The sequence below is a fragment of the Dyadobacter sp. LHD-138 genome (assembly GCF_030929615.1).
In the GTDB taxonomy this organism is placed as follows: Bacteria; Bacteroidota; Bacteroidia; order Cytophagales; family Spirosomataceae; genus Dyadobacter.
Map to the genome: position 1 here is coordinate 71,069 of NZ_JAVFVU010000012.1, position 22,878 is coordinate 93,946.

The following is a 22,878-nucleotide window of genomic DNA, read 5'->3' on the forward strand; positions in this document are numbered from 1 at the left end:
CCCCAATATGGGTGATTGATTACCGGCATTTATGCCTCTATTTTTGACTCCTCATCGGTAAAGGGCAAAAATTAGTCCACTTTATTATCAAACACTTATAGCTAAAATCCTCCTCCATCAGCCTAATAGGGCATCAAATAATTCGCTGGTAGTGTAAACCTGCCAGCGAATGCGTAATCCCGGGGATTTTTTTCCGGTGTTGTTAATGTAACATCCCGCTGTCAGACAAACACCTGCTTGTATAGCAATGCCCCGTACGGACACATGAAGTATCTCCCGATCAATTACTTATCCAGCAGGTTGATTTCAACGATCCAGATAATCTTCATCAATTTATTTCTACAAAGTCACCAATATTATACTATTAGAAATATAATTTCTAATTTTTAACTTTACCAACTAAATTTGTATTCGGGTCCCATAAAAATGAGACTCGCTGATATTAAAACAATTGACACACATTATTCTTTTTACATTACAACACACACCTATAAATCATCATATTTTTATCGTATAAACCCTCCTTGCTTATGAAACAGTCTAACATTTTCACTTATGTAGAGCTTTCCAAAATGGTAGAAAGCCTCTCCCTGTCCAGTACGTCGGTAAAACTCAAAGAGCGCCTTAAAGCACAGGCAGCTTATTTTAACATCCTGGATCCTAAATATTTTTCCGAACAACTTTCCGCCGAGTGGGAAGATCTTGTGATTTTTATCAAAAAAGGCGGGCCCCGGTTAAATGAAGAAGGACGTGTCGTGGTCAATCCTGTTACCAATACCATTGACTGCCTGACCGAGGATGAATGTAACGACTTTGTTGGACGTCTTTATAATTTGTATGATAAATTGAAAAGTGAATTTGTCTGAGATCTTTTCTAAAATTCTCTGCATCCATCTTTCCAATTTTTCTTACTTATGAAATTTACCTCTTCAGGAAATTATTTTCTTTCAATTTCCCCATGCCTTTTCAGCAGCGGCACTGTTCTCGCACAACTGCTAAAATCACAAATCAGCCATCGATTTGAGGTTCTCTGTGTACATGTCATTTTCAAAAAGGGTGAAAAACAATGTCTTTCCGCCAGTGCTACACGCACTTATCTGACGCTGAACGACTACATCTCATTCCCGAGTTTAAACAATTTATTCATTTTCTGATCTGGCCCACAGGCCATGCGCTCTTTAATTACCCTTCTGCTGAAGGCACTTTTATGAAATTACTTTATATCCCTATTTTAGTCCTGGCGCTTATCCTGCCACAAATCAGTTCAGCTCAAATAACTGTTACCTATCCCTCTGACCGCGTCGTTTTTCAAAGAGACAATGCAAATCAGGCCGTAATAACCATCGCTGGTTATTTTTCCGGCTGTGTGGATCGCGTGGAAGCCCGTTTTGTACCACGCGCTACCGGGCAAGGTATTGAATCTCCTGCCGGAGGAGGCTGGGCAACAATCCAGAATAACCCCGTTGGCGGTAATTTTTATGGATCCTTATCCGTTTCCGGGGGTTGGTACAAGCTTCAGGTAAGAGCCATACTCGACAATGCCGAAGTCGGCAGTGGAACAGTCGAACACGTTGGTGCCGGTGAAGTTTTTGTTGTTGCAGGCCAGTCGAACGCAACCGGTGGCGACGGCAATGCGAACGGTCCTGGCGCAACCGATGACCGCGTCAACAGCGTCAACTTTCAAAATGTGGACGCCAATAATTTCCCCGGTATTGCACCTTATGGCGACATCCAGCTTCCCTGCCCCGAATTTGTCCATCTGGATGCCGCGACGAAAACGGCTCCATTTGGGAACTATGCCTGGTGCTGGGGTGCTTTTGGCGATAGCCTTGTTAAAAAATTACAGGTTCCTGTCATGATTTTTAACGCCGGCTGGTCCAGTACCGGCATCAGGAATTGGCGGGAAACGATTAACCCCTCCCAGGTAACGGTAAGCGAATTTGGATACACCTTTCCCACAGGGCTTCCATTCGGTCATTTACGGATCGCGCTGAATAACTACATAGCACAACTGGGCGTCAGGGCAGTATTGTGGCATCAGGGTGAAACCGATAACCTGGTCAGCCGCACGGATGCTGATTATTTAAAAGATATCCGTGAAGTAATACAGGCCACCCGCGACTTAACGGGAAAAGACAAGCTGGCCTGGGTAGTTTCCAGAGTTTCTCGCTTCCCCGTTGGCGGTACATCCCGCACCTGGCAACCAGTTATTGATGCACAAAATGATGTGATTGGTATTGGCAGCCATGGCAACGATATGGCTTACAAACTGCCTGACGTATTTGCCGGCCCCGCCACAGACGATTACTGGGACAGCAATTACCGAAGCGATGAGGTTCATTTCTCGGGCGCAGGTCTTTTGCATCTGGCAGGCTTCTGGTCTGAAAAACTAAACCAGGATTTTTTCCAGCATTCAACACCTTATGCCGCCATACCACCACCAAATGTCACCCTTTCCCGCACCGAAACGGCCGATGTAATACTTAAGGCGCCCAATGGCTGGTCTGGATACAGCTGGCTTTCTCCGGACAATTGTAACAATTCTCTTTCCGGTTCAGCGCAGTTCACGTCATCGTCAGGCGATTACAAACTCCAGCTTACAGACAATTTCAAGAATGTCATTTTCTCGCCAAGACTAAAAATCCCCGGTACTGTGCAGCCAACTTCCATTGCCAAAAACACCGACATGTCACAGCAGACTATTCATACGGGAGCCAATGGCATCATGGCAACGGATTGCCGGATTATCGGAGCAATACTTCCCTCGACGGGCTCGCCCCAGATCAACGGTACATTAACCACCAGGGTTATTATTGACCCTTCCGTGAAAACATATCAGAATGCTCCTTATCTGCAACGTCATTTTGACATAAAAACGGATGTGAACGGCAGTATCAATTCCCAGTTAACCCTATTTTTCAGCCAGCAGGAATTCGATGCTTTTAATGTGGTAAGCGCAATGGATCTTGCCAAAAATCCGACAGATCAAGCGGGTATCAATAACCTGCGTATCGTTCAGTATCAAGGAACATCCACCGATGGATCCCTTGGTAGTTACACGGGTAGCCGCAGTGAAATCATGCCTGCATCCGTCGTTTGGGACAATACGCTTAGCAGCTGGATTGTCAGTTTTGATGTCATAAGCACCGGTGGATTTTTTGTCAGTACCATTAACAGTGCGCTTCCCGTAACGCTGAAATACTTTTCAGGTTATACTACCGACAATGCCTCGACACTGGAATGGGCTTCGGTTTCAGAAAAGAATTCATCTCATTTCGAAATAGAACGCAGCACCAATGCCATCAATTTCCAAACGATCGGAAAGGTATCGGCAGCCGGTGATTCCAAATCCGCCAGACAATATACGTACCAGGACTATACCATGGCCGACGGTATTTATTATTACCGCTTAAAACAAGTTGATTTGGACGGATCCTTCGAACATAGCCGGATTATCAGCCTTAAAGTGACAGCAGCAACCGCTATAACAGTTTATCCAAATCCTGTAACCGATCAATTAAGCATTCAATCAGAAATTGAAATAAACTCAGTTGAAATTACAAATCCTTCTGGGATAAAATTGCTGTCTGCACGTCCGAACAGCCATTATTACAACGTTGAAATGACAAAATTACCCGCCGGACTATATCTGATCAAGATCAATAACGAAGTTTTTAAAATAGTCAAAAAGTAAGTAAGTCATTTATTCGTAAAAAGTTACATCAGGTACTTATCTAAGAAAAATGTTGTCAGCTCATCGCTGGCAACATTTTTTTATTTGTTGTTCCCCTTTCTAAAAATTACTTTTGCAGTGAAATTTATAGAATCTAACAATGTTTTAATTGATCTAAAAAAAGAACTTTTACAATTTGGGCCAATTTATTTTTTCAATTAGCTTATTTTGGAAACAAATACTATCAGCAATATTGTTCATTATAGAGATTTTGGATTTTTCCGGGGCGCACAGCCCGGGCTGATAAGCCTAATGAACTATAATTCTTTCCTACATAATGAGTACCAAAAAGTCTATAAAATCGATTGCTCCGGATGTCGTATTGATCGGAGCCGGTATCATGAGTGCTACGCTGGGGATTTTACTTAAGAAGTTGAATCCCGCTTTTACAATCTCCATTTTTGAGAGACTGGATCGTGTAACTGCCGAAAGTTCCGATGCCTGGAACAATGCAGGAACAGGACATTCCGCTTTTTGCGAGTTGAATTACACGCCGCAAAAAGAAGATGGTTCTGTTGAAATTTCTAAAGCTATTAAAATCGCCGAATCATTTGAAGTTTCAAAAGAGTTCTGGGCGTATCTTGTAGAGAATAAAATTATTGAGTCGCCGGAAGAATTCATTCGCCATATTCCGCACATGAGTTTTGTGTGGGGAAGCGAGAATGTCGACTATCTGAAAAAACGTTACGACGCACTAACCTCTCACCACTTGTTTGAAGGAATGAAATATTCTGAAAACAAGTCGGAAATAGAAAACTGGGTTCCCTTGATTATGGACGGAAGGGCTCCGGAAGAGGCCGTTGCTGCAACGCGCATGGAGCTTGGTACCGATGTTAACTTTGGAGCATTAACCAGAACAATATTCGACCATCTTGAAACACTGGATGGTGTCAATCTTTACCTGAACCACGAAGTTGAAGATTTCAAACATGCGCCTGACGGTTCATGGACAATCTCCATCAAAGATCTCGGAACAAGGAAATCACAGAAAGTACGTACGCCGTTTGTATTTATCGGTGCCGGTGGCGGGTCATTGCCATTACTGGAAAAATCAGGGATTCCGGAAGGAAAAGGATTTGGCGGCTTCCCGGTAAGCGGCCAATGGCTGGTTTGTACTAAACCTGAAATCATCGAGCGCCATCAGGCCAAAGTGTATGGAAAAGCAGCGGTTGGTTCGCCTCCAATGTCTGTTCCTCACCTTGACACCCGTGTCATTGACGGAAAAAAAGCGCTTCTGTTTGGTCCTTATGCAGGTTTTTCAACGAAGTTCCTTAAAAATGGTTCTTATCTTGACTTACCGCGTTCGATCAAATTAAATAATATTAAGCCAATGCTTGCCGCTGGTATTCACAATATACCATTGACAAAATATCTGATCGATCAGGTTAGACAGTCACCCGAAGACCGTTTGAATGCTTTAAAAGATTACATGCCGGGCGCGCGCCTGGAAGACTGGGTGCTGGAAAAAGCAGGACAACGTGTTCAGGTGATCAAAAAAGACAAAAAAGAAGGCGGTGTACTGGAATTCGGGACCGAAATGGTAACGGCTGCGGACGGGTCTCTGGCCGCGTTACTTGGTGCGTCTCCGGGTGCATCCACTTCGGTTTCGATCATGCTTGATTTGATCCACCGCTGTTATCCAAAGGAAACGCAGTCGGCGGAGTGGAAACAAAAACTGAAAACGCTTATTCCTTCATTTGGAAATTCCCTGGCCAAGGATGCAAAACTTGCTGCCAAAACCAGAGCATGGACGACAGAGGTATTGCAGCTAAGTGCTTCAAGAATGGAGCAGGAAATCCTTGCATAATTCTTGCAAATAAGTAGCTGTTGACAATTGGCTATATGCGATTAGCTCAGTAACCGGATGATTATTAGCTTATTACAAAAATCAACAATATAAACTAATTTTTCACGACTACTTATCCGCATTTAAATAAAAACCGGACTACGCGCGTAGTCCGGTTTTTATTTAAATGCCTAAAATGATAACCGCGGCGACTCGACAATAACAGACTCACTCACAAGAAGTTCTATATAAAAAATGGTGCCGGTATTTTCTACACTGTCAAACCAGATTTTCCCGCCATGTGCTTCAACAATCTGTTTGGAAATGGAGAGTCCTAAACCAAATGGCTGTTCGCCAGAAGTCCCCCAGCGTTTTGCTTCCGTGAACGGATCGAAAATCTTATTCTTTAGTTCCTCAGGAATCCCAATGCCCTGATCGGTCACAGAAAGTTCCATCCTATCCTCACTGACTACCATTTTGATCTTCACCACAGCATTCAGTTCGCTAAACTTAATTGCGTTGACGATCAGATTACTTATTACCCGTTGCAGTTTCTCACGATCGGCCGACACAACCGCATCAGCTTCCAGTTCCAACTGCAGTTGCTGTTCCTTTTCCTCCGCCTTAAATTTCAACTGATCCACGCATTCATGAAGCAACATGCGCATATCAATTTTTTCCATCTTCATTTCTTCCGGACGGTAGTTCAGGTTGGCCGACAACAAATCACTGATCATTTCAATGGATTGCAGTCCCGAGGTTTTCAACATTTTCAACAGCTCCTCATTTTCCTCAGAAATGCCTTCCTCATCAAGCAATATAGAAGAAATAGAAACAATAGCCCCCAGCGGATTGCGAAGATCATGCGCAACTACTTTCAAGATCTTATCCTTGTCATCATTACTTTGCCGAAGGTCGTTCAGTGTTTGTTCCAGCTGTGTGTTTTGAAAAGTGATCTGTTTATTAAGTTTTGTCAATGAAGACACATTGGATTTTGAACCGCGCCAGTTTTGCCAGATCAATAATAAAATGGCCAGCGCCATTAATATGAAAACTGCCAGGGCATATAAATAGCTTTTTTTCTGGTCATTTTCCTTACTTAACAGATTGTAATTGTACTGCTGCTCAATGTGCTGAAATTCCTTACCGGCATCTGCACTAACCAGCTTCCTATCCCTGGTATCAAGCGAATCTTTCAGCTGAATGTATTTTTGCAGAAAAACATAAGCTTGCTCCGGTTTTTTGAGCCCGTCATAGTATTTCCAGTAAAGTTTTTGCAACCGTATATCGGCAGACAAATTATAGCTTGTATCCAGAGACGCCTGAAGTTTCACCCCCATTGCATAAGCATCATCCAAACGGCCCGATTCAACATAAATATACCCCAGTCTTGCCATCGCCACCTGCGCATCCCGCAAATCAAATCCTCTCTGAGCATTGGTTTCATAACTTTTCTGCAACAAATCGATGGCTGTCAGGGTATCTCCTTTTTCATAATACCGCCCCGACTGATTCCCATATACAACCGCTTTGGCCATCTCGATGTAATCCTTCCTGTCAGGAAATACCTCCCCTTCTTCCTTAATAAAAGCGAGCGCCTTCATGCTAAAAGCCAAAGAACTGTCGGTCATGTTCAATTTTCCATAACTCAGCGCAATGTTGGCGAGCAATTCCTGTCTCAGGGCAAAATTCTTGAAATCCTTGTGGCAAAAAGCCGCGTCCTCATAACACTGCTTAAAATTATTGATCGCCTCAGCATACTTCATTTGTTTGTAACTCACCATCCCCAACCTATAGGTATACTCACTAACGGCACAGGGATCGAGTATGGTCCTGGCAATTAAATTTCCTCTGTAATAATACAAATACGCTTCACTAAACCTTTGTAAATCAAGCAGCAGATCACCTTTTCTAAATAATGCAGCGGAATATTCCCTGATGTACTTCTTTTTCAGGTCTTCGTTGGCCAGAAGAGAAAAAATACTATCCAGATGGATAAGTGCATTCTTATTGTCTCCGATCTTGGGATAGTAATTCTGCCCTTTAAAGTTAAATTTCCCGATCTCGTCACCAGTGCCGGGATGTTTGATCTGGTGATAAGCCGAATCAAAAAAAGCCAGTGCCTTATTGAATTCGCCATCATCCATCATACGATTGGCCTTTTCCCTGATACTGTCAACATAGTTCGTATGATCGGCATTTTGCGTTATCCGGCCCAGACAGGATACTAAAAAAAAAGCGGCAACGGCAATGAATACGGCACTACCTACCTTAGTGAGAAGATTGACAAAATGGGCAGAAAGACTCTTTACCATTTATTTCTGATGAGAATTATGAGCTTTATCGAAATAATTTCAGAAACTATTCCAAAGACTAAAATTAATTTATTACCAGTACATTAAAAAATACTACAAAAAATAATCCCGCATTATTTACAATCCTACAAAAACTACTTCCCCACGCTCCGTTGGTGTTAAGGTAATCCGGGTACATTTTGCTTAGGCTTATTCTTTAATTTATGAGAAAAAAACTGACCCCGCTTTCTCCTATCAGATACGGCCATAATTTTCAGACTTAACATCCTAAGTAGTAGTGAAAAATTAGTTTACATTATTAATTATTATCATAAGCTATTAATCATCCGCTTACTGAGCTAATCGCATATAGCTAATTGCCAACAGCTACTTATCAGTTAACAATTCACATTTTTAAGAACCCGTATTCCAGGCTCGCTGATAGGTTTCCCGACTTGGTTCCACTTAAAATGATTATAATTTCTTTGGAAAATTTGAAGTTTACAAAAATGGGATTACTTTTGTCTACTAAATCGATAGAGAATATAAAACAACTATGAAAAATACCTCCTTACTGAAATGCTGTCGCCACCTAACCAAGTGAGCCACAGGCAACCAAAACAACCACCATTTTTATCCAATTCGTCTAAAAATACCATACACATTTATGAAAGCACTGCTTTATGTAAAGAAATTTACCCTGTTCGTACTGCTGATTACTCCCGTGCTGAGCTTTGGCCAGGGAAATAATTTCATTGAAATTTCCGGAAAAATTATTGACAAAGGAGATAAGACCACACTACCAGGAGTAAGTGTGCTTATTAAAGGTACCGTTGCAGGAACGACTACCGATAATGACGGAAGTTTCAAACTACGCTCAAAAGCCAAATATCCTTTCACATTGATTATCTCAAGTGTTGGATTTCAGACGCAGGAATTTGAAGTTTCCAGTCCTGGTTCCAACATCAATGTTGAGCTCGTAACACAAACACAGCTGGCTCAGGAAATTGTGGTAACGGCTTCACGGGTGGAAGAAAGTATTCTGAAATCACCCGTTGCCATTGCAAAACTGGATATCCGTGCAATCCGGGAATCTCCTTCACCATCCTTTTACGATGCACTTGAAAATGTAAAAGGCGTACAAATGACGACTTCAAGTCTGACTTTTAAAATACCTAACACCCGCGGGTTCAATATCCCGAGTAACTACCGATTCATGCAGTTGGTCGATGGTATTGACATGCAGGCGGCCACGCTGGGGGTACCGCTGGGAAACGCAATCGGGCCGACAGAACTTGACATTGCCAGTGTGGAAATCACACCCGGCGCGGCATCTGCGCTGTATGGTTTGAACGCGATTAACGGGATGTCTAACCTTTTGACAAAAAGTCCTTTCTTTTATCAGGGATTAAGTATTTATCAGAAAACCGGTGTTAACCACGTAGGCGGAACGGGACGCGATGCAAGTGTTTTAACAGAAACGGCTATACGTTACGCCAAAGCTTTTAACAACAAATTCGCTTTCAAGGTCAATTTCAGTTATATGAAAGGAACCGACTGGCTGGCGGATACGCGTCTGGATCAAAATCCAAATAACCTAAAAAGTGCCAACCCAAGCTTCTCTACGCTGAATGGTGCAAACAATGCGGCTTTTGATGGCTGGAATAAATATGGCGACGACGTGCTTGCAGGCAGCAACACGGTTTCGGTCAGCGGCCTGAACATTAACGGAAAAGCAAATCAGACCTTGAACGTAGCCCGCACGGGTTATTGGGAAAAAGATCTTGTCAGCCCGAATGTTGATAACCTTAAATTTGACGCGGCATTGCATTATCGCCTGAGCGACAAAGCAGAACTTTCATATAGCTATCGCATCGGTAAAATGGACGGTGTTTTTCAGCGTGGAAATAAGATCCAGCTTGATAACGTGATCGTTCAAAACCACAAACTGGAATTAAAAGGAGCCAACTTCCTGGTACGTGCCTACATGTCGTCAGAAGATTCGGGAGACTCTTTCAACGTGAAACCTCTTGCTGACAATATGGATCTGTCTACCGGAGGAAGCGGTTCTGTCTGGAGTGCGGCCTATAAAACTGCGTTGAATAAATATGCAACCGACAATGGAGGGGCCTTAAATGATGGGAACCTTGCCGCAGCAACAGCTTCTGCCCGCCAGATTGCCGATGCAAACCGCGCCGTTCCTGGTACCAAGGCATTTGAAGATCAAAAAGCATTGATCCGCAGCATCAACAACTGGGATATCAAATCATCCACCATTCCGGATGCTCCTGTTTCAGGTGGCGCTGCCCTGATCCAGAAAAGTCATTTGTATCACGTTGAAGGCCAGTGGGATCTTTCAAAATATACCAAAGTTTTTGATTTACTGATCGGTGGAGATGCACGTTTGTATGAAATCATCCCGGACGGAAACAACTTTGTTGACTTCTCACGCCCGATCGCTGACCGTGGTAAAGTTTTGGAAAACGGTACCTATGGCAAGAATATCGACTACAAAAAAATCGGTGGTTTTGCACAGGTGACTAAAACACTTTTCGCGGAGAAACTTAAATTATTCGGTTCGCTGCGTTTTGACTACAATCCTGAATTCAAACCAATTCTGACACCGCGTCTGGCTGCCGTTTATTCCCCTGATAAAAGCAACAATTTCCGTTTCACTTACCAGCAGGGATATCGCTTCCCCGGTTTGTTTGAAGCATTGTCTTACGTAAACAACGGACGGGTAAAACGTGTAGGAAGCCTTCCTTACATCAACGAAGGGCTTGGATATCTTGACAACAGCTACACACGGGCTTCGGGTGTAGTCTTTAATGCAGCCGTGAATGCTGCCGTTGCAGCGGGTGCAAATCGTAATGAGGCAGCGCTGGCAAACCGCAATTTACTTGTGAAAGCGCAGCTTGAAAAAGGTCGCCCGGAAGGAATTCATTCTTTTGAATTCGGATACAAAAGCGTATTCCTGAACAATACATTGGTTTTTGACTTTGATGCCTATACCAACACGTATGATGGGTTCCTTGGCCAGGTGCAGGTGGACGTTCCGAAAGGACAGACCGTTGGTACTGACGCAGCCGTTTTGGCCATGTTAGATGCCAACAGAGACTCCGGTCAGGATCGTTACCGTGTTTATACCAATGCAAAAAACAAATACAGAAACTATGGTTCTGCTTTGGGACTGACGTATAATTTTTATAAAAACTATACGGTTTCGGGTAATACCAGTTTCAATAAAATTAAAAGTAACGCAACAACGGATATCTTCGTTACCGGATTTAACACGCCGGAGTGGACGACCAATATCCAGTTTGGAAACCGCCAGATCGCTAAAAACCTAGGTTTCAGTGTAGTTTACAGATGGCAGCAAAAATTCCTTTGGGAAAGTCCTCTGGTTAACGGAAATGTTCCGGCAATCCATACTTTCGATGCACAGGTTACTTACAAAGTACCTTCGATTAAAGGATCGGTGAAAGTAGGTGGCAGCAATATTTTCAATAACAACTACATCCAGTATGCTGGTGGGCCAACACTTGGCGGCCTTTATTACGTCGCCATTACTTTTGATAATCTATTGAATTAAAGGGTCACAAAATTTCCAAGAAATAACAGAAGGGGCAAGGGTTAAGTTAACTCTTGCTCTTTTTGGTTTCTTTCATTTCCATTTAGCAACATTATTTTTATACCACGCATCAAATTAATTTAATCCAATTTTATAAAATTTAAATCTAATTTATTTTGTTACAGCGTTTGACGCCGCTGTACTGATTTGTGATTGCCATTCAAGTTATTATTCATCAAACAGATCCGACTATGAAAAGTTTATTACCCATGAGAAAACTGGAAGCCACAATTTTTCTGTTTTTTGTTCTGACAAACCTAAGCTTTGCCCAATCTTTCGTCCAGGGCGTTGTAAAAGATGGACAGGAAGTATTACCGGGCGCTTCGGTTTATGTGCAGGGACAGAGTTCCGGCGTAATTACCGATGCGCAAGGTGCCTACAAACTTCCTTTATCCCCGGGAAGCTATCAGGTAATAGCAAGTTTTGCAGGCTTCGCGCCTAAAACACAGTCTGTGACCCTGGGTAGCGGACAAACACTCGAACTTAATTTTAATCTGGAAACAATCTCCCTCGAAGAATTTGTCGTGCTGGGCTCCCGTGGCGAGCCTCGTTCGCAACTTGATACGCCCGTGCCCGTTGATGTTATCGACATACAGCGGATCGTGAAAGACGTGGGACAGGTTTCAGTGAACCAGATTTTAAACTACGTCGCGCCGTCTTTTAACTCCAACACGCAGGTTCTTGGAGACGGAACAGACCATATTGACCCGGCTTCGCTCCGCGGGCTTGGACCTGATCAGGTTTTGGTTTTGATCAACGGAAAACGCCGGCACAATACGTCGCTGATCAACATCAACGGTACTTTTGGAAAAGGATCCGTAGGAACGGATTTAAATGCAATTCCTACTTCGGCCATTAAAAAAATAGAAATTCTTCGTGATGGCGCAGCTGCCCAGTACGGTTCTGATGCCATTGCCGGTGTGATCAATATTATTCTGGAAGACAATGTAAACCAGATCCGCACTAACATCACGACGGGCGGTTATGTGTCCAAAAATTCCGAAGGAACCATGGACGGCGAAAACGTACAGGCAAACGTAAATTTTGGTTTGCCATTAGGCACCAAGGGCGGTTTCATCAATTTTGCAGGATCTTTTGATTTCAGAAATCCAACCAACCGGATGAAAGAATTCACCGGCGTTATTTTCAATGATTACAACAACCCGACTTTATACCCAAATCCAACCGGTGCCGATATCACCAATGCAGAATTGCAAAGGCGGGGACTGCAACGTTCCGATTTTAATTCAAGAATCGGGCAGGCATCCAACCGTGGCGGCGCATTTTCGTTCAACAGCGTCATTCCTTTACATGATGACGCTGAGTTTTATGCCTTCGGTGGTCTGAATTACCGCAGCGGCGAATCAGCGGCTTTTCGCCGACAGCCGGCACAAATCACACAGAATATCCAGGAAATTTATCCGCTCGGTTTTCTTCCGTTAATCGGGACGGATAATTATGACCAGTCTTTCGCCACCGGTATCCGTGGAAAAGTTGGCAAATGGAATGCCGATTTCAGCAACACTTTCGGGCGAAACCAGATCGATTTCACCACCTCCAATGCGCTCAATGCTTCGTTGTTGAAAGCATCGCCCACAACCTTCACGGACGGAGGTTACCGTTTTTCCCAAAATACCACGAACCTGGATTTTAACCGCCGGTTTGACGATGTTTTATACGGGTTAAATGTGGCTTTCGGTGCCGAGCATCGTTTTGAAAACTACAAGATTATCGAAGGCGAAGAAAATTCGTATGCCGATTATGGCCGGGCTATTAAAGTGGGAACGGATGGCGCTGGTAAAGATATTTTAATTCCGGATATTACCGGGAATATCCAGACACGGAAAGCGCAGAACGGTAGTCCTTATGCCGGTGGAGCACAGGCTTTCCCAGGTTTTCGTCCTGAAAATGCGGTCAATGCTACCCGTACCGCCGTTGCCGCCTATACCGATCTGGAATTTAACTTCACACCATCCTGGCTGGTTGGTGGTGCATTGCGGTTTGAAAATTATTCAGATTTTGGATCTACCTTAAACTGGAAAATTTCTTCACGTTATAAAATCGGGGAAAACTGGGCTATCCGCGGGGCTGCGAGTACGGGCTTTCGGGCACCTTCTTTGCATCAGCGTTATTTTAGCGCAACATCCAGTTTATTTATCGACGGACAGATTATCCAGTCCGGAACATTTACCAACGACAGCCGACCCGCCAAATTACTGGGTATCCCGGCTTTGAAACAGGAAACTTCTAAAAATTACAGTCTTGGTTTAACAGGTAGTTTTGGCAAATTTAAACTTACGGTCGACGGCTATTACATTCGCATTGACAACCGTGTGATTTACACGGGCAATTTTACCGGCAGCAACAAACCGGGTGCCAGCGATCAGGATAAGGAGATTTACGAACTACTTGATCAGGCGAATGCGCAAACGGCCCGCTTCTTCGCCAATGCCATCGATACGGAAACCAAGGGAATTGATGCGGTGCTGACCTATACCGAGCGCCTGGGAAAAGGGCGCTTCCGCGCCGATTTAGCGGGCACATTTGTCAAAACGGATGTCGTAGGCCCGATAAAGGCTTCGCCGCTACTGGTCGGAAAAGAGAGTATTTATTTTGATAAATCCAGCCGTACTTACTTTGAATCGGCAGTTCCGCGTATTAAAAGCAACCTAACGCTCAGTTATAACCTGAACAAGTTTGGTCTATTCTTGCGTAATGTGTACTTCGGACCGGTGGATGCTGCCACCAATGTTGACGCGGATGCCCAGACTTTCGGCGGAAAAGTGATCACTGATCTTGCCCTGAGTTATGACTTTTTCAAAAGCATTCGTCTGACACTTGGAGCGAATAATTTGCTGGATATTTATCCCGATAAAACCATCGGAGGAAATACCGGCGCCGGTTATTTTGTGTATTCCCGAACTGGCCAGCAATTTGGTTTTAACGGGCGTTTTCTATTCGCCCGCTTATCGCTGACACTCTAAAAACGGATAAGCTTTAACAGCAAAATGGCTTACTTTCGAATTTTAATCGTCGAAAGTAAGCCATTTTTCAGATGTACCGTTCCATTCTGATGTGTTCTATATTTTCCTCTGTGAAGACATCTCCAAATTGCGAAAACCCGTTTTTCTCATAAAACTTAGCTGCCCTTAACTGCGCATGCAGATAAGCCCTCGCACCTTTCGGCAGCTCAGCCAAAATCGCTTGCACAAGCGCTCCTCCTACCCCGTTTCCCTGATATGCATTCAGCACGGCAAAACGTTCCAGCTTATAGCCATCTTTTGTTTTACGCCAGCGTGCTGTCCCGGCGGGCAGGTCGTTGACTTTTGCCAGAAAATGGGTAGCCTCCTCATTTCCTTCCTCCTCAGCGCCTGCGTTCACATTTTGGCCGATAACAAAAACCTGGCGGCGGATCGCAAAAGCCGTTTTCAAATCCTCTGCACCCGTTATCTTTCTGACTTCCACATGATCCTTCGTTTCCGTTGCCAAAGCCGTTTGGTTATTTTCCATAATCGTTAATGCCCTTTCCAGAAAACTCTTTTTTTTGAATGCTGCCTCGACCTCGTTAATGGCGAGCATGATGTTGTTGGTCGTATCTGTAAGTTCTGTTGCAGCCGCTATCATAATTTGCCAGACAGGCCTCATTTTCGTGATCAACTCTTCGGCTTTTGACGTCAGTTGAATCAATCGTTTCCGGTCATCCTTTTTATCTTTTACTGAAATAATCAGCTTCTCTCTTTCCAGCTCTTTTAACAAACTGATGGTGGACGGATGCGCATAACCGATCTCAGTCGCCAGTTCGCCAATACTTAAACACTTTTTTTGCTCCAAAGTATAAATCACCGGAAACCACTTGGGCTCAAATTCAATACCATTTTCCTTATAAATCTGTAAACCATCCTTTCTCAGCCGGTCGCTGATACGCTGCAAACGCGTGGAAATCGCAAGAATACCGGATTGATCGATACTGTTCATATCATTGGATTTCAAGATGGTAAAAAACATTATCCGCCGACATAATGGGAAAAGTAGCTGGCAGATCCTGTTTGGCTATCGCTACAAAACCATTTCTTTCGTAAAAACGTATCGCTGCTTTCAAGATGTCAACGGTCCCAAGATACAGGTCGTCGATTCCATTGGCCTTGCTGTAAACAACAAGTTCGTCCAGCAGTTTCTGCGCAATCCCGAACTCTTTTCCCCGAAAATCCTTGTTGACAAACATTTTACGGATCACGCCCTTTTTATCGCCAATAGCAATCAAGGCAATCGTCCCGACAACTTTACCCTCGTGTAAAGCGCCCCAGAAATTGCCTCCCGTCGCGTGATAATTGTTTTCAATATCCAGCAAATCGGGTTGGTCTGCCAGGGTTATCGGCACGCCGAATTCAATCTGCTGAATAGGGATGATCAGGTCTACGATCTGTTGGGAATATGCATTACCAACAGGCTCTATGTGAGGTATATTTGACATACTGCTAAATTTATGTACAAATATATGTAGTTGACTACATAAAATGCAAAAAACGAAACTATTAAATTTTCACAGGCTGACAAAAATATGTCTTAAACCACTGTTTTTAAGGACAATAAAAATCAGGAAGCGATGGATAAAATCTAAAAAGAAAGAAAAGACTATAAGGCGGTTGTCTTGATTTTATAGTCAGATTCTTGAACCGGGGCCGGAAGCATTAAGGCGTACACCACATTTCTGTGGAAGCAGCGAAGGGATTGGGATGTATTTTTTCTACCGTAGATACTTCACGGTTTGACTGGATAAGCGATACAACAGCGTCAAGATCGATCAGATGCGCAACTTCGACGCCAAGCACGCCCACAAAGTCTCTGCCTTTGCTGATCAGATTCAGTTGTTTGATCTTCACGCCTTTCACCGATTCGATGAGCGAAGTAATCTTGTGAAGACTCAGATTATTCCGGTAGGAAATTTTTATTTGATACGTGTTTTTCATTGGATATGAAGTTTATAGTCATTGATGTTGTGATTATTTTGAAATTGTTTCTGCTTATGTTACTCAAATTTACTACTAATTCTCGACTATTCTATATAGTCTACTAATTTTATATATTAATAACTTAAATTAATCCGATATTGTACCTAAAACCTGCTTTTCTTCGGCTTAAATTTTGTTTTCTGCCGGAAACCTATGCTTCCGGCGGAAAACAAAATCTGCTTGTTATATCTTTTTAACCTTACTGAGCGTCAAACCATAGTTTGGTTGTCAGCTTATCTTCTCCCTGGTTTGCCACAGCCGCCTTATAATTGGTGCTGTTCAATGCCTGCTCGCCTGTCGGATAAGTCAATCGCGATGGGAATTTTCCATTCAACACACCTGCATAAGCCGGTTTGAGTTGCGGATAATCGAGTCTTCTCCACTCTGCATAGGCTTCAAGTCCCTGACTGAACAATGCCAGCCACTTCTGGTCACCAATTGATTTTTTATAATTAGCCGCATTGTAAGCCACGGATGGTTGTGCCAGGTAGGTTGCAATATCTCCGCTGCTGATTTTAAACTGCTGCAAAGAAGCCGTGATCGCCTGCTGATATAACGCGCCCGCATCACCGGAAGTAAAATTACGCTGGGCCGCTTCCGCCAGGTTGAAAAGTACTTCCGAATAGCTTAGAAACACAGCTGGTGACGTCGGTGCAGTGAAATAATCGCCCAGTTTAGAAGTTTTTGTAAACCCAAGTTTGGCTGCTGAATCCGCAAGCAAACCATTTGTCACGCCCACATAACCAGTTGGCGTCGCATCAACCGTTTTGTTTGCAAAAACAGCCAGACGCGGATCTTTTAGTTCCTGGAGTTTGTCAATCACGGATTTACTTACGCGGTAATCATCACGGGTTTCACGGTCTTTTGAAACCGGGTTCTGGTTTGGCGAGCTCAGGTAATTCAACTGGGCAATCTCATCGTTGCTCGCAATAAGCAGACTTGGGTTTGCAGCCAGCTCCGTTACCACGGCCTTTGCCGTTACCGGGTCTTTGTCAGCGATTCGCAATGCGATTCTCAGACGAAGCGAATTGGCAAATTTTTTCCATTTTGTCAGATTTCCATTGTAAACAAGATCCCCGCTGATCGGGCTTCCGCTGGTATTGATCAAATCCGACGCTTTTTTCAGATCAGCCAATAAACCCAGATAAACATCCTTTTGGGCATCGTATTTAGGTGTAAGAAATTGTTCGATTTTCACCGCCTGGCTATAAGGAATATCTCCGTATAAATCTGTCAGCAACTGAAATGACCACGATTTTAAGATCAGCCCGACAGCCTGGTAATTCACATTTCCTGACTCTTCTCCGAGCTTGATCACCTTATCGAAATCGGTCAGGCCCAGCGAATAAAAATTTGTCCAGACATTCTGAATATTTGTTACGCTGGCCGTGTATTTATCGGGATCTGTATACTGAATTTTTGCCCAATGCTGTACATACAAGGTCGTCGTTTCCATTGAAGCATCAGAACCCAGGATAATATCGGCATTGGATTTGATCGCATTGGCAAGCAAATAATCCGGCTGGGCAATGATTGCCTCGTTTGGATTTTTGTTCACATCTTCAAGATCATCCTGGCACGCCCCTAAAAAACCTGCAAGTGCCAAAGTGAAAACGCTTCTGAAAATTATATTTTTATGATTCATTATTTCTGTTATTAAACAATGGTTCAATATGATTTATATTGAGTATGACAAAAAACTTGATATTTTGTTTTACCACAAAGGGCACAAAGCTTTACACAAAGGGGTAAAGTTTTTTACATTGCGGCAATTTCATTGCAACCTTCGTGTATTTACCGCGCGGCCTCCGCTTCGTGCTCTTTGTGGTAAACAGTTTTACCGGAAATCGGATCATTAAAATCCGATTGACAGGTTAAAACCGTAAGAACTGGTTGTTGGCAATTGAAGTGATTCCAAACCCTGCCCCGAATTGCCTGTGTTGAAGGCGGTTTCAGGATCAATATTGGAAGCTTTTCTTTGCAGGAATGCCAGGTTACGTCCATAAACCGAAAGCACTACATTTTGCAAACTGTATTTACCAACCCAGCTCTGAGGAAACGCATAACTCAGTTTCACCTCTCTCAGCTTGATAAATGAAGCATCCAAAACACTCGCTTCGTTAATCCCGGCACTATTACTGTAAACACCTTTGTAATATCTCTCTGCTGAAACAATAGTCGCATTCGGTTTGCCGTCAGCAGTAACACCTTTTGCAATGATCCCGTCTTCGTAAACCACTTCGCCGCCGGGTGCAGAACCACTCGTATTCACCTGAACCGCTGCCGCTGATTTGTTATTTCCAGGATAGTAATAGGTTAAACCACCATGTGCCGCGTCACGCCCCTGCAATGTTTCCGCCAAAACACCCGTATATTTCCCCGTTGCATTGGTTGCCGAGTAGATAGACCCACCTTGTTTTGTATCGATCAAAACGCTCAGATTAAATCCTTTGAAAGAAAACGAATTGGTAACCCCACCGATCCATTTGGGAGTGTAATGACCTAAAACTTTCAGATTGGCATCACGAACCGGTAAGCCATTGGCGCCGATCACAATGTTTCCACTGGCATCTTTGGTGTAGGCGGTTCCAAAAATGGCACCATAACCCAGGCCTTTACTGGCATACACCGTAGCCGATCCGTTTGATCCCAGTTTGTAGTCATTCAGGAATCCTTCGTCATCCAGAGAAACTACCTTGCTTACGTTTTTTGAGAAATTGATACCGATATCCCATTTAAAGCCAGAAGCAGTTGCAACGGGTTTTACGTTTAACATCGCTTCAAATCCACGGTTATTGATGTGGCCTGCATTCAGCAATTTCTGTTTGTAACCCGTTGTAGGACTTACGTCAGCTTTCAGGATCTGGTTATAACTGTCAGTATTGTAGTAACTGAAATCCAGTCTGGCTTTATTTCTGAACAAGGCCAGATCCAAACCAACCTCCGTTGAACGGGTGATTTCAGGTTTCAGGTTGGCGTTTAAAAGTACATCCGAAACGGTCAGCAAAGGACTGCTGCCAAAAGGCTGGTTGAACGGATATGTATTGACCAACTGATAAGGATCCGTGTCCTTTCCAACCTCAGCCCATCCACCGCGGATTTTAGCAAAAGTCAGGATGTTGCTTTTGATGTTAAATGCATCTGTAAGTACCAAACTGGCGTTAACCGAGGGATAGAAATAAGAGTTATTTCCCGAAGGAAGCGTCGACGACCAGTCGTTTCTGGCTGTCAGGTTCAGGAATGCATAGTTTCTGAAACCGATCTGGGCTGAAGAAAATCCACTATATACTTTTTGCTTGCGCAACACATTGTAAGAAATCAACGCATCACGTGAGTTATTCAACGTGTACAGATTGCTTACTGCCAGCTTAGGAGCCTGCTGATAATTTTGTTCGTTGAAATTGCTGCGAAAACTTCCTCCTACCAACCAGTCCACTTCAAAATCTGCGCCAATCGCTTTGTGTAAATTGAAATTAAAATCGGTATTGTTCTCATTTACGGCATAACCATCTTCAGTATACGATCCGAAAGGGGTACCATTTGTTCCGTAGGCTACTTTGAATTTACGCCTGTCGGTATAGTAATCATTACCGGTCCGAACGGTGGCAGTCAGCCAGTCTGTAATTTTATAATTCAGGTTTACGTTGCCAAAAAACCTGTCGCGGCGCTGCTCAACCGTGTTTTCGTATTGAAGCAAATATGGGTTACTATAATAACTGTGGTTCCAGTTGTAATCAAATCCGCCTTTGTTGTAGTCTTTCAGCAGCTCGGTATCCACCTGACGGCCAAACCATAAGAATTGAAGCATTACACTGCTTCCGCGTCCGGATGTTCCCGGTAAGTTGTCTGAGCCCGTGCGTACAAAATTAGCGCTGGTTGATAAAGTCAGTTTGTCATTGATGCGGTAGGTTGTGTTTACACCAAACGAGTTTTTAGAAATATCTGTATTCGGAATAACCCCGGTTTGCTTGCTGTTATTGAATGAAAAACGATAATCCAGTTTTTCATTTGACCCCGAAACCGAGACACCCGTTGTTCTTGTATGTCCGGTTTCGAAGAAGTTCTTTACGTTATCCGGATGTGCCACGAAAGGTACCGCCTCACCGTTTGAGAAAAATTGCGGGATCAAACGTCCGTCCATTTTAGGCCCCCAGCTTTCATCCGTCGCGTCGTTTATGCCGCCGCCTTTTCCATCTTTGTAAGAAAATTGTCCGCCGGTTCCCTGTCCGAAAACATTCTGGTATTTTGGTAAAACAAGCAATTTATCCAGGGTGTAACCGATGTTCAAAGTTACGCCCAGTCCTTTTTGAACCGAAGATTTCCCCGATTTCGTTTTGATCAGAATAACGCCATTTGACGCACGGGAACCATATAATGCCGCTGCATTGGGCCCTTTCAAAACACTGATCGATTCAATGTTGTCCGGGTTGATATCGGCTATTGCGTTTGCAAAGTCGCGGGAGCCGTTGGCACCTGCACCCAGTTGTGAGTTATCCACCGGAATACCATCGACCACGAACAAAGGCTGGTTATTACCCGCGATGGACGTTTCCCCACGGATCACGATGCGGGACGACCCCATACCACCCTGACTATTGGTGATATTCACACCGGCTATTTTCCCTGCCAGCGCATTCACGAGATTTCCTTCGCGCGCCTCCGCCAAATCCTTTGTTTTCAACTCCTGCACAGCATAACCAAGTGACTTTTTCTCCTTCGCTATACCGAGTGCCGTCACGACAACTTCCTGTAAAACTGTGTCATCATTTGCCAGTATTACGTCCAGTTTTCCGTTGGCTGGTACGGTTAACTCGGTCGTTTTTAAGCCGATAAAAGAGAAAATAAGAACGGATCCCGGAGTTGCTTCGATGCTGTAATTGCCTTCCGCCGTTGTGGTTGTGCCACGGGAAGTTCCCTTAAGCAATATGGACACGCCTGGCAAAGCCTCCTTATCCGTTTGCGAAACAACCTTTCCAGTGACCGTGATGTCCTGACTAAACGCCAGATTTACTTGCCCGGTAAAAAGAACCAGGAGTAAATAAATTAGATTTTTTTTCATAATTAAAACTGGGTATTCATTGCGGTAAATTATTTTCAAAATTATTATCCTATTAAATTTATAGATTTAATATACAAATATAAACGCACAAGATTTCTTTCCAAAACATTTGGCATTACTGTGCGTGAACGGTTGTATTTAAATAGCGTCGTGAATCGTATGTAAAACCCCTGTCCGTTAAGAAATTCAGGCAAACGATTCCTTCAAAATCCCTGCCCCTGAAAGGGTTACATCGGACTGGTAAATTCTTAGGATTGTGCTTACCATCTGATCAACCTCTTCGCTCGTGTTAAATTTGCTGAAAGAAAAACGAACATTTTCTTTGTCAGCCTCATGCTCAATCGCCCTGATTACGTGAGAGCCGCCGTTGCCCAGATTGGAACAGGCACTCCCGCCGGACACCGCTATCCCCAACTGATCAAGGCTGTTGACCAAGCTCCCCGATTTCAAACAGGGAAAGGAAACGTTAGCAATAGCGCCAAGACTTTTAACCTCAGATCTGCTTTCGCCATTAAAACCGATATTTTCAATACCGCTGTTTTCAAGTTGTGCAATCAGGCGTTGTTTCAGCGCGGATGTTTTTTCCTGGACTGCATCAAAATCGCGGTAAGCAATCTCCAGTGCTTTGGCCAAACCAGCAATGCCAATCACATTTTCCGTTCCTCCCCTTTGTCCGCCCTCCTGGCCGCCACCCAAAATCCGTGGTTTTAGCTTATGCCTTTTGTTGATGTAAATAAATCCGACTCCTTTCGGACCATGAAATTTATGTGCCGATCCCACCAGAAAATCAACCGGATATTCACTCAGATTGAGCTGTACTTTACCGATGGTCTGCGTAGTATCCGTATGAAATGCTGCGTTGTATTTCTTCGCCAGTTTACTAATCGCCTGTATATCCGTAAGATTCCCGATTTCATTGTTGCCGTGCATCAAACTTATCAGTGATTGTGGGTTGGCATCTAACAATCTTTCCAGATGTTCCAGATCTACATTTCCCTTTTTATCCAGCTTCACATAACTTATTTCGATATCGCCTTCTCTTTCATGTCTCAAAAGCGGTTCCAAAACGGCTTTGTGTTCAATCCGGCTTGTGATCGCGTGCGTCAAACCATACTCCCTGATTGACTCGGAAAGTGCCAGATTATTTGCTTCCGTAGCGCCTGATACGAAGAAAATCTCCTCCGGCGTCACACTTAATAACCTTGCAACCGTCTGACGCGCGGCATCAATCACTTCGCGCACTTTGCGCCCGGCCCAATGGCTTGACGAAGGATTGCCAAAGTTTGTTGTCAGGTAAGGCAAAATGGCTTCAATAACCTCTGGATCAATGGCCGTCGTGGCCGCGCTATCACAATAAATTTCCATT

The 22,878-nt window shown here is 43.8% G+C and carries 12 protein-coding genes; 5 read left to right on the forward strand and 7 right to left on the reverse strand.

Annotated elements, in window-relative coordinates; all coding sequences use genetic code 11:
• Nucleotides 1–530 precede the first annotated feature (530 nt).
• The 3 genes from RB622_RS11035 (at nucleotide 531) to RB622_RS11045 (ending at nucleotide 5,540) form a co-directional block, all read left to right on the forward strand.
• Complete coding sequence (locus RB622_RS11035) at nucleotides 531–866, forward strand: hypothetical protein (RefSeq protein ID WP_308046601.1); 336 nt, start codon at nucleotides 531–533, stop codon at nucleotides 864–866.
• A 200-nt stretch (nucleotides 867–1,066) separates the two neighbouring features.
• Nucleotides 1,067–3,694 (forward strand): sialate O-acetylesterase, encoded by a 2,628-nt coding sequence (locus RB622_RS11040; RefSeq protein WP_308046602.1) that lies wholly within the window; start codon nucleotides 1,067–1,069, stop codon nucleotides 3,692–3,694.
• Nucleotides 3,695–4,010: 316 nt separating this feature from the next.
• Nucleotides 4,011–5,540, forward strand: a complete 1,530-nt coding sequence (locus RB622_RS11045; protein WP_308046603.1) for a malate:quinone oxidoreductase — start codon at nucleotides 4,011–4,013, stop codon at nucleotides 5,538–5,540.
• Nucleotides 5,541–5,710: 170 nt separating this feature from the next.
• On the opposite strand, the gene RB622_RS11050 is transcribed toward RB622_RS11045, so the two are convergent.
• Nucleotides 5,711–7,834 (reverse strand): ATP-binding protein, encoded by a 2,124-nt coding sequence (locus RB622_RS11050; protein ID WP_308046604.1) that lies wholly within the window; start codon nucleotides 7,832–7,834, stop codon nucleotides 5,711–5,713.
• A 646-nt stretch (nucleotides 7,835–8,480) separates the two neighbouring features.
• Between RB622_RS11050 and RB622_RS11055 the strand changes: the two genes are divergently transcribed.
• Both RB622_RS11055 and RB622_RS11060 read left to right on the forward strand, forming a co-directional pair.
• Nucleotides 8,481–11,405 carry a TonB-dependent receptor domain-containing protein gene (locus RB622_RS11055; RefSeq protein WP_308046605.1) on the forward strand — a complete coding sequence of 975 codons (2,925 nt, stop codon included), beginning with the start codon at nucleotides 8,481–8,483 and terminating at the stop codon, nucleotides 11,403–11,405.
• A gap of 230 nt (nucleotides 11,406–11,635) precedes the next feature.
• Complete coding sequence (locus RB622_RS11060; protein ID WP_308046606.1) at nucleotides 11,636–14,428, forward strand: TonB-dependent receptor; 2,793 nt, start codon at nucleotides 11,636–11,638, stop codon at nucleotides 14,426–14,428.
• Nucleotides 14,429–14,495: 67 nt separating this feature from the next.
• On the opposite strand, the gene RB622_RS11065 is transcribed toward RB622_RS11060, so the two are convergent.
• From RB622_RS11065 to RB622_RS11090, 6 genes are all read right to left on the reverse strand, one after another.
• Nucleotides 14,496–15,419: a bifunctional helix-turn-helix transcriptional regulator/GNAT family N-acetyltransferase gene (locus RB622_RS11065; RefSeq protein WP_308046607.1), complete on the reverse strand. Its 924-nt coding sequence runs from the start codon at nucleotides 15,417–15,419 to the stop codon at nucleotides 14,496–14,498.
• A gap of 1 nt (nucleotide 15,420) precedes the next feature.
• On the reverse strand, nucleotides 15,421–15,915 hold the full coding sequence (locus RB622_RS11070) for a GNAT family N-acetyltransferase (protein ID WP_308046608.1): 495 nt from the start codon (nucleotides 15,913–15,915) through the stop codon (nucleotides 15,421–15,423).
• A gap of 217 nt (nucleotides 15,916–16,132) precedes the next feature.
• Entirely contained in the window at nucleotides 16,133–16,411 is a 279-nt protein-coding gene (locus RB622_RS11075; RefSeq protein ID WP_308046609.1) for a hypothetical protein, read from the reverse strand.
• A 241-nt stretch (nucleotides 16,412–16,652) separates the two neighbouring features.
• Complete coding sequence (locus RB622_RS11080; RefSeq protein WP_308046610.1) at nucleotides 16,653–18,098, reverse strand: SusD/RagB family nutrient-binding outer membrane lipoprotein; 1,446 nt, start codon at nucleotides 18,096–18,098, stop codon at nucleotides 16,653–16,655.
• Nucleotides 18,099–18,308: 210 nt separating this feature from the next.
• The gene (locus RB622_RS11085; protein WP_308046611.1) at nucleotides 18,309–21,512 is read right to left on the reverse strand and encodes a SusC/RagA family TonB-linked outer membrane protein; all 3,204 of its coding nucleotides are present in this window, start codon (nucleotides 21,510–21,512) and stop codon (nucleotides 18,309–18,311) included.
• Between the two features lie 186 nt (nucleotides 21,513–21,698).
• Nucleotides 21,699–22,877 (reverse strand): cysteine desulfurase family protein, encoded by a 1,179-nt coding sequence (locus RB622_RS11090; protein ID WP_308046612.1) that lies wholly within the window; start codon nucleotides 22,875–22,877, stop codon nucleotides 21,699–21,701.
• Nucleotide 22,878 lies beyond the last annotated feature (1 nt).

Coding starts and splice junctions, on each gene's coding strand:
- RB622_RS11035 (WP_308046601.1), top strand. CDS start 531: ATGAAACAGTCTAACATTTTCACTTATGTAGAGCTTTCCAAAATGGTA.
- RB622_RS11055 (WP_308046605.1), top strand. CDS start 8,481: ATGAAAGCACTGCTTTATGTAAAGAAATTTACCCTGTTCGTACTGCTG.
- RB622_RS11090 (WP_308046612.1), bottom strand. CDS start 22,877: ATGGAAATTTATTGTGATAGCGCGGCCACGACGGCCATTGATCCAGAG.
- RB622_RS11075 (WP_308046609.1), bottom strand. CDS start 16,411: ATGAAAAACACGTATCAAATAAAAATTTCCTACCGGAATAATCTGAGT.
- RB622_RS11045 (WP_308046603.1), top strand. CDS start 4,011: ATGAGTACCAAAAAGTCTATAAAATCGATTGCTCCGGATGTCGTATTG.
- RB622_RS11080 (WP_308046610.1), bottom strand. CDS start 18,098: ATGAATCATAAAAATATAATTTTCAGAAGCGTTTTCACTTTGGCACTT.
- RB622_RS11040 (WP_308046602.1), top strand. CDS start 1,067: ATGTCTTTCCGCCAGTGCTACACGCACTTATCTGACGCTGAACGACTA.
- RB622_RS11070 (WP_308046608.1), bottom strand. CDS start 15,915: ATGTCAAATATACCTCACATAGAGCCTGTTGGTAATGCATATTCCCAA.
- RB622_RS11050 (WP_308046604.1), bottom strand. CDS start 7,834: ATGGTAAAGAGTCTTTCTGCCCATTTTGTCAATCTTCTCACTAAGGTA.
- RB622_RS11065 (WP_308046607.1), bottom strand. CDS start 15,419: ATGAACAGTATCGATCAATCCGGTATTCTTGCGATTTCCACGCGTTTG.
- RB622_RS11085 (WP_308046611.1), bottom strand. CDS start 21,512: ATGAAAAAAAATCTAATTTATTTACTCCTGGTTCTTTTTACCGGGCAA.
- RB622_RS11060 (WP_308046606.1), top strand. CDS start 11,636: ATGAAAAGTTTATTACCCATGAGAAAACTGGAAGCCACAATTTTTCTG.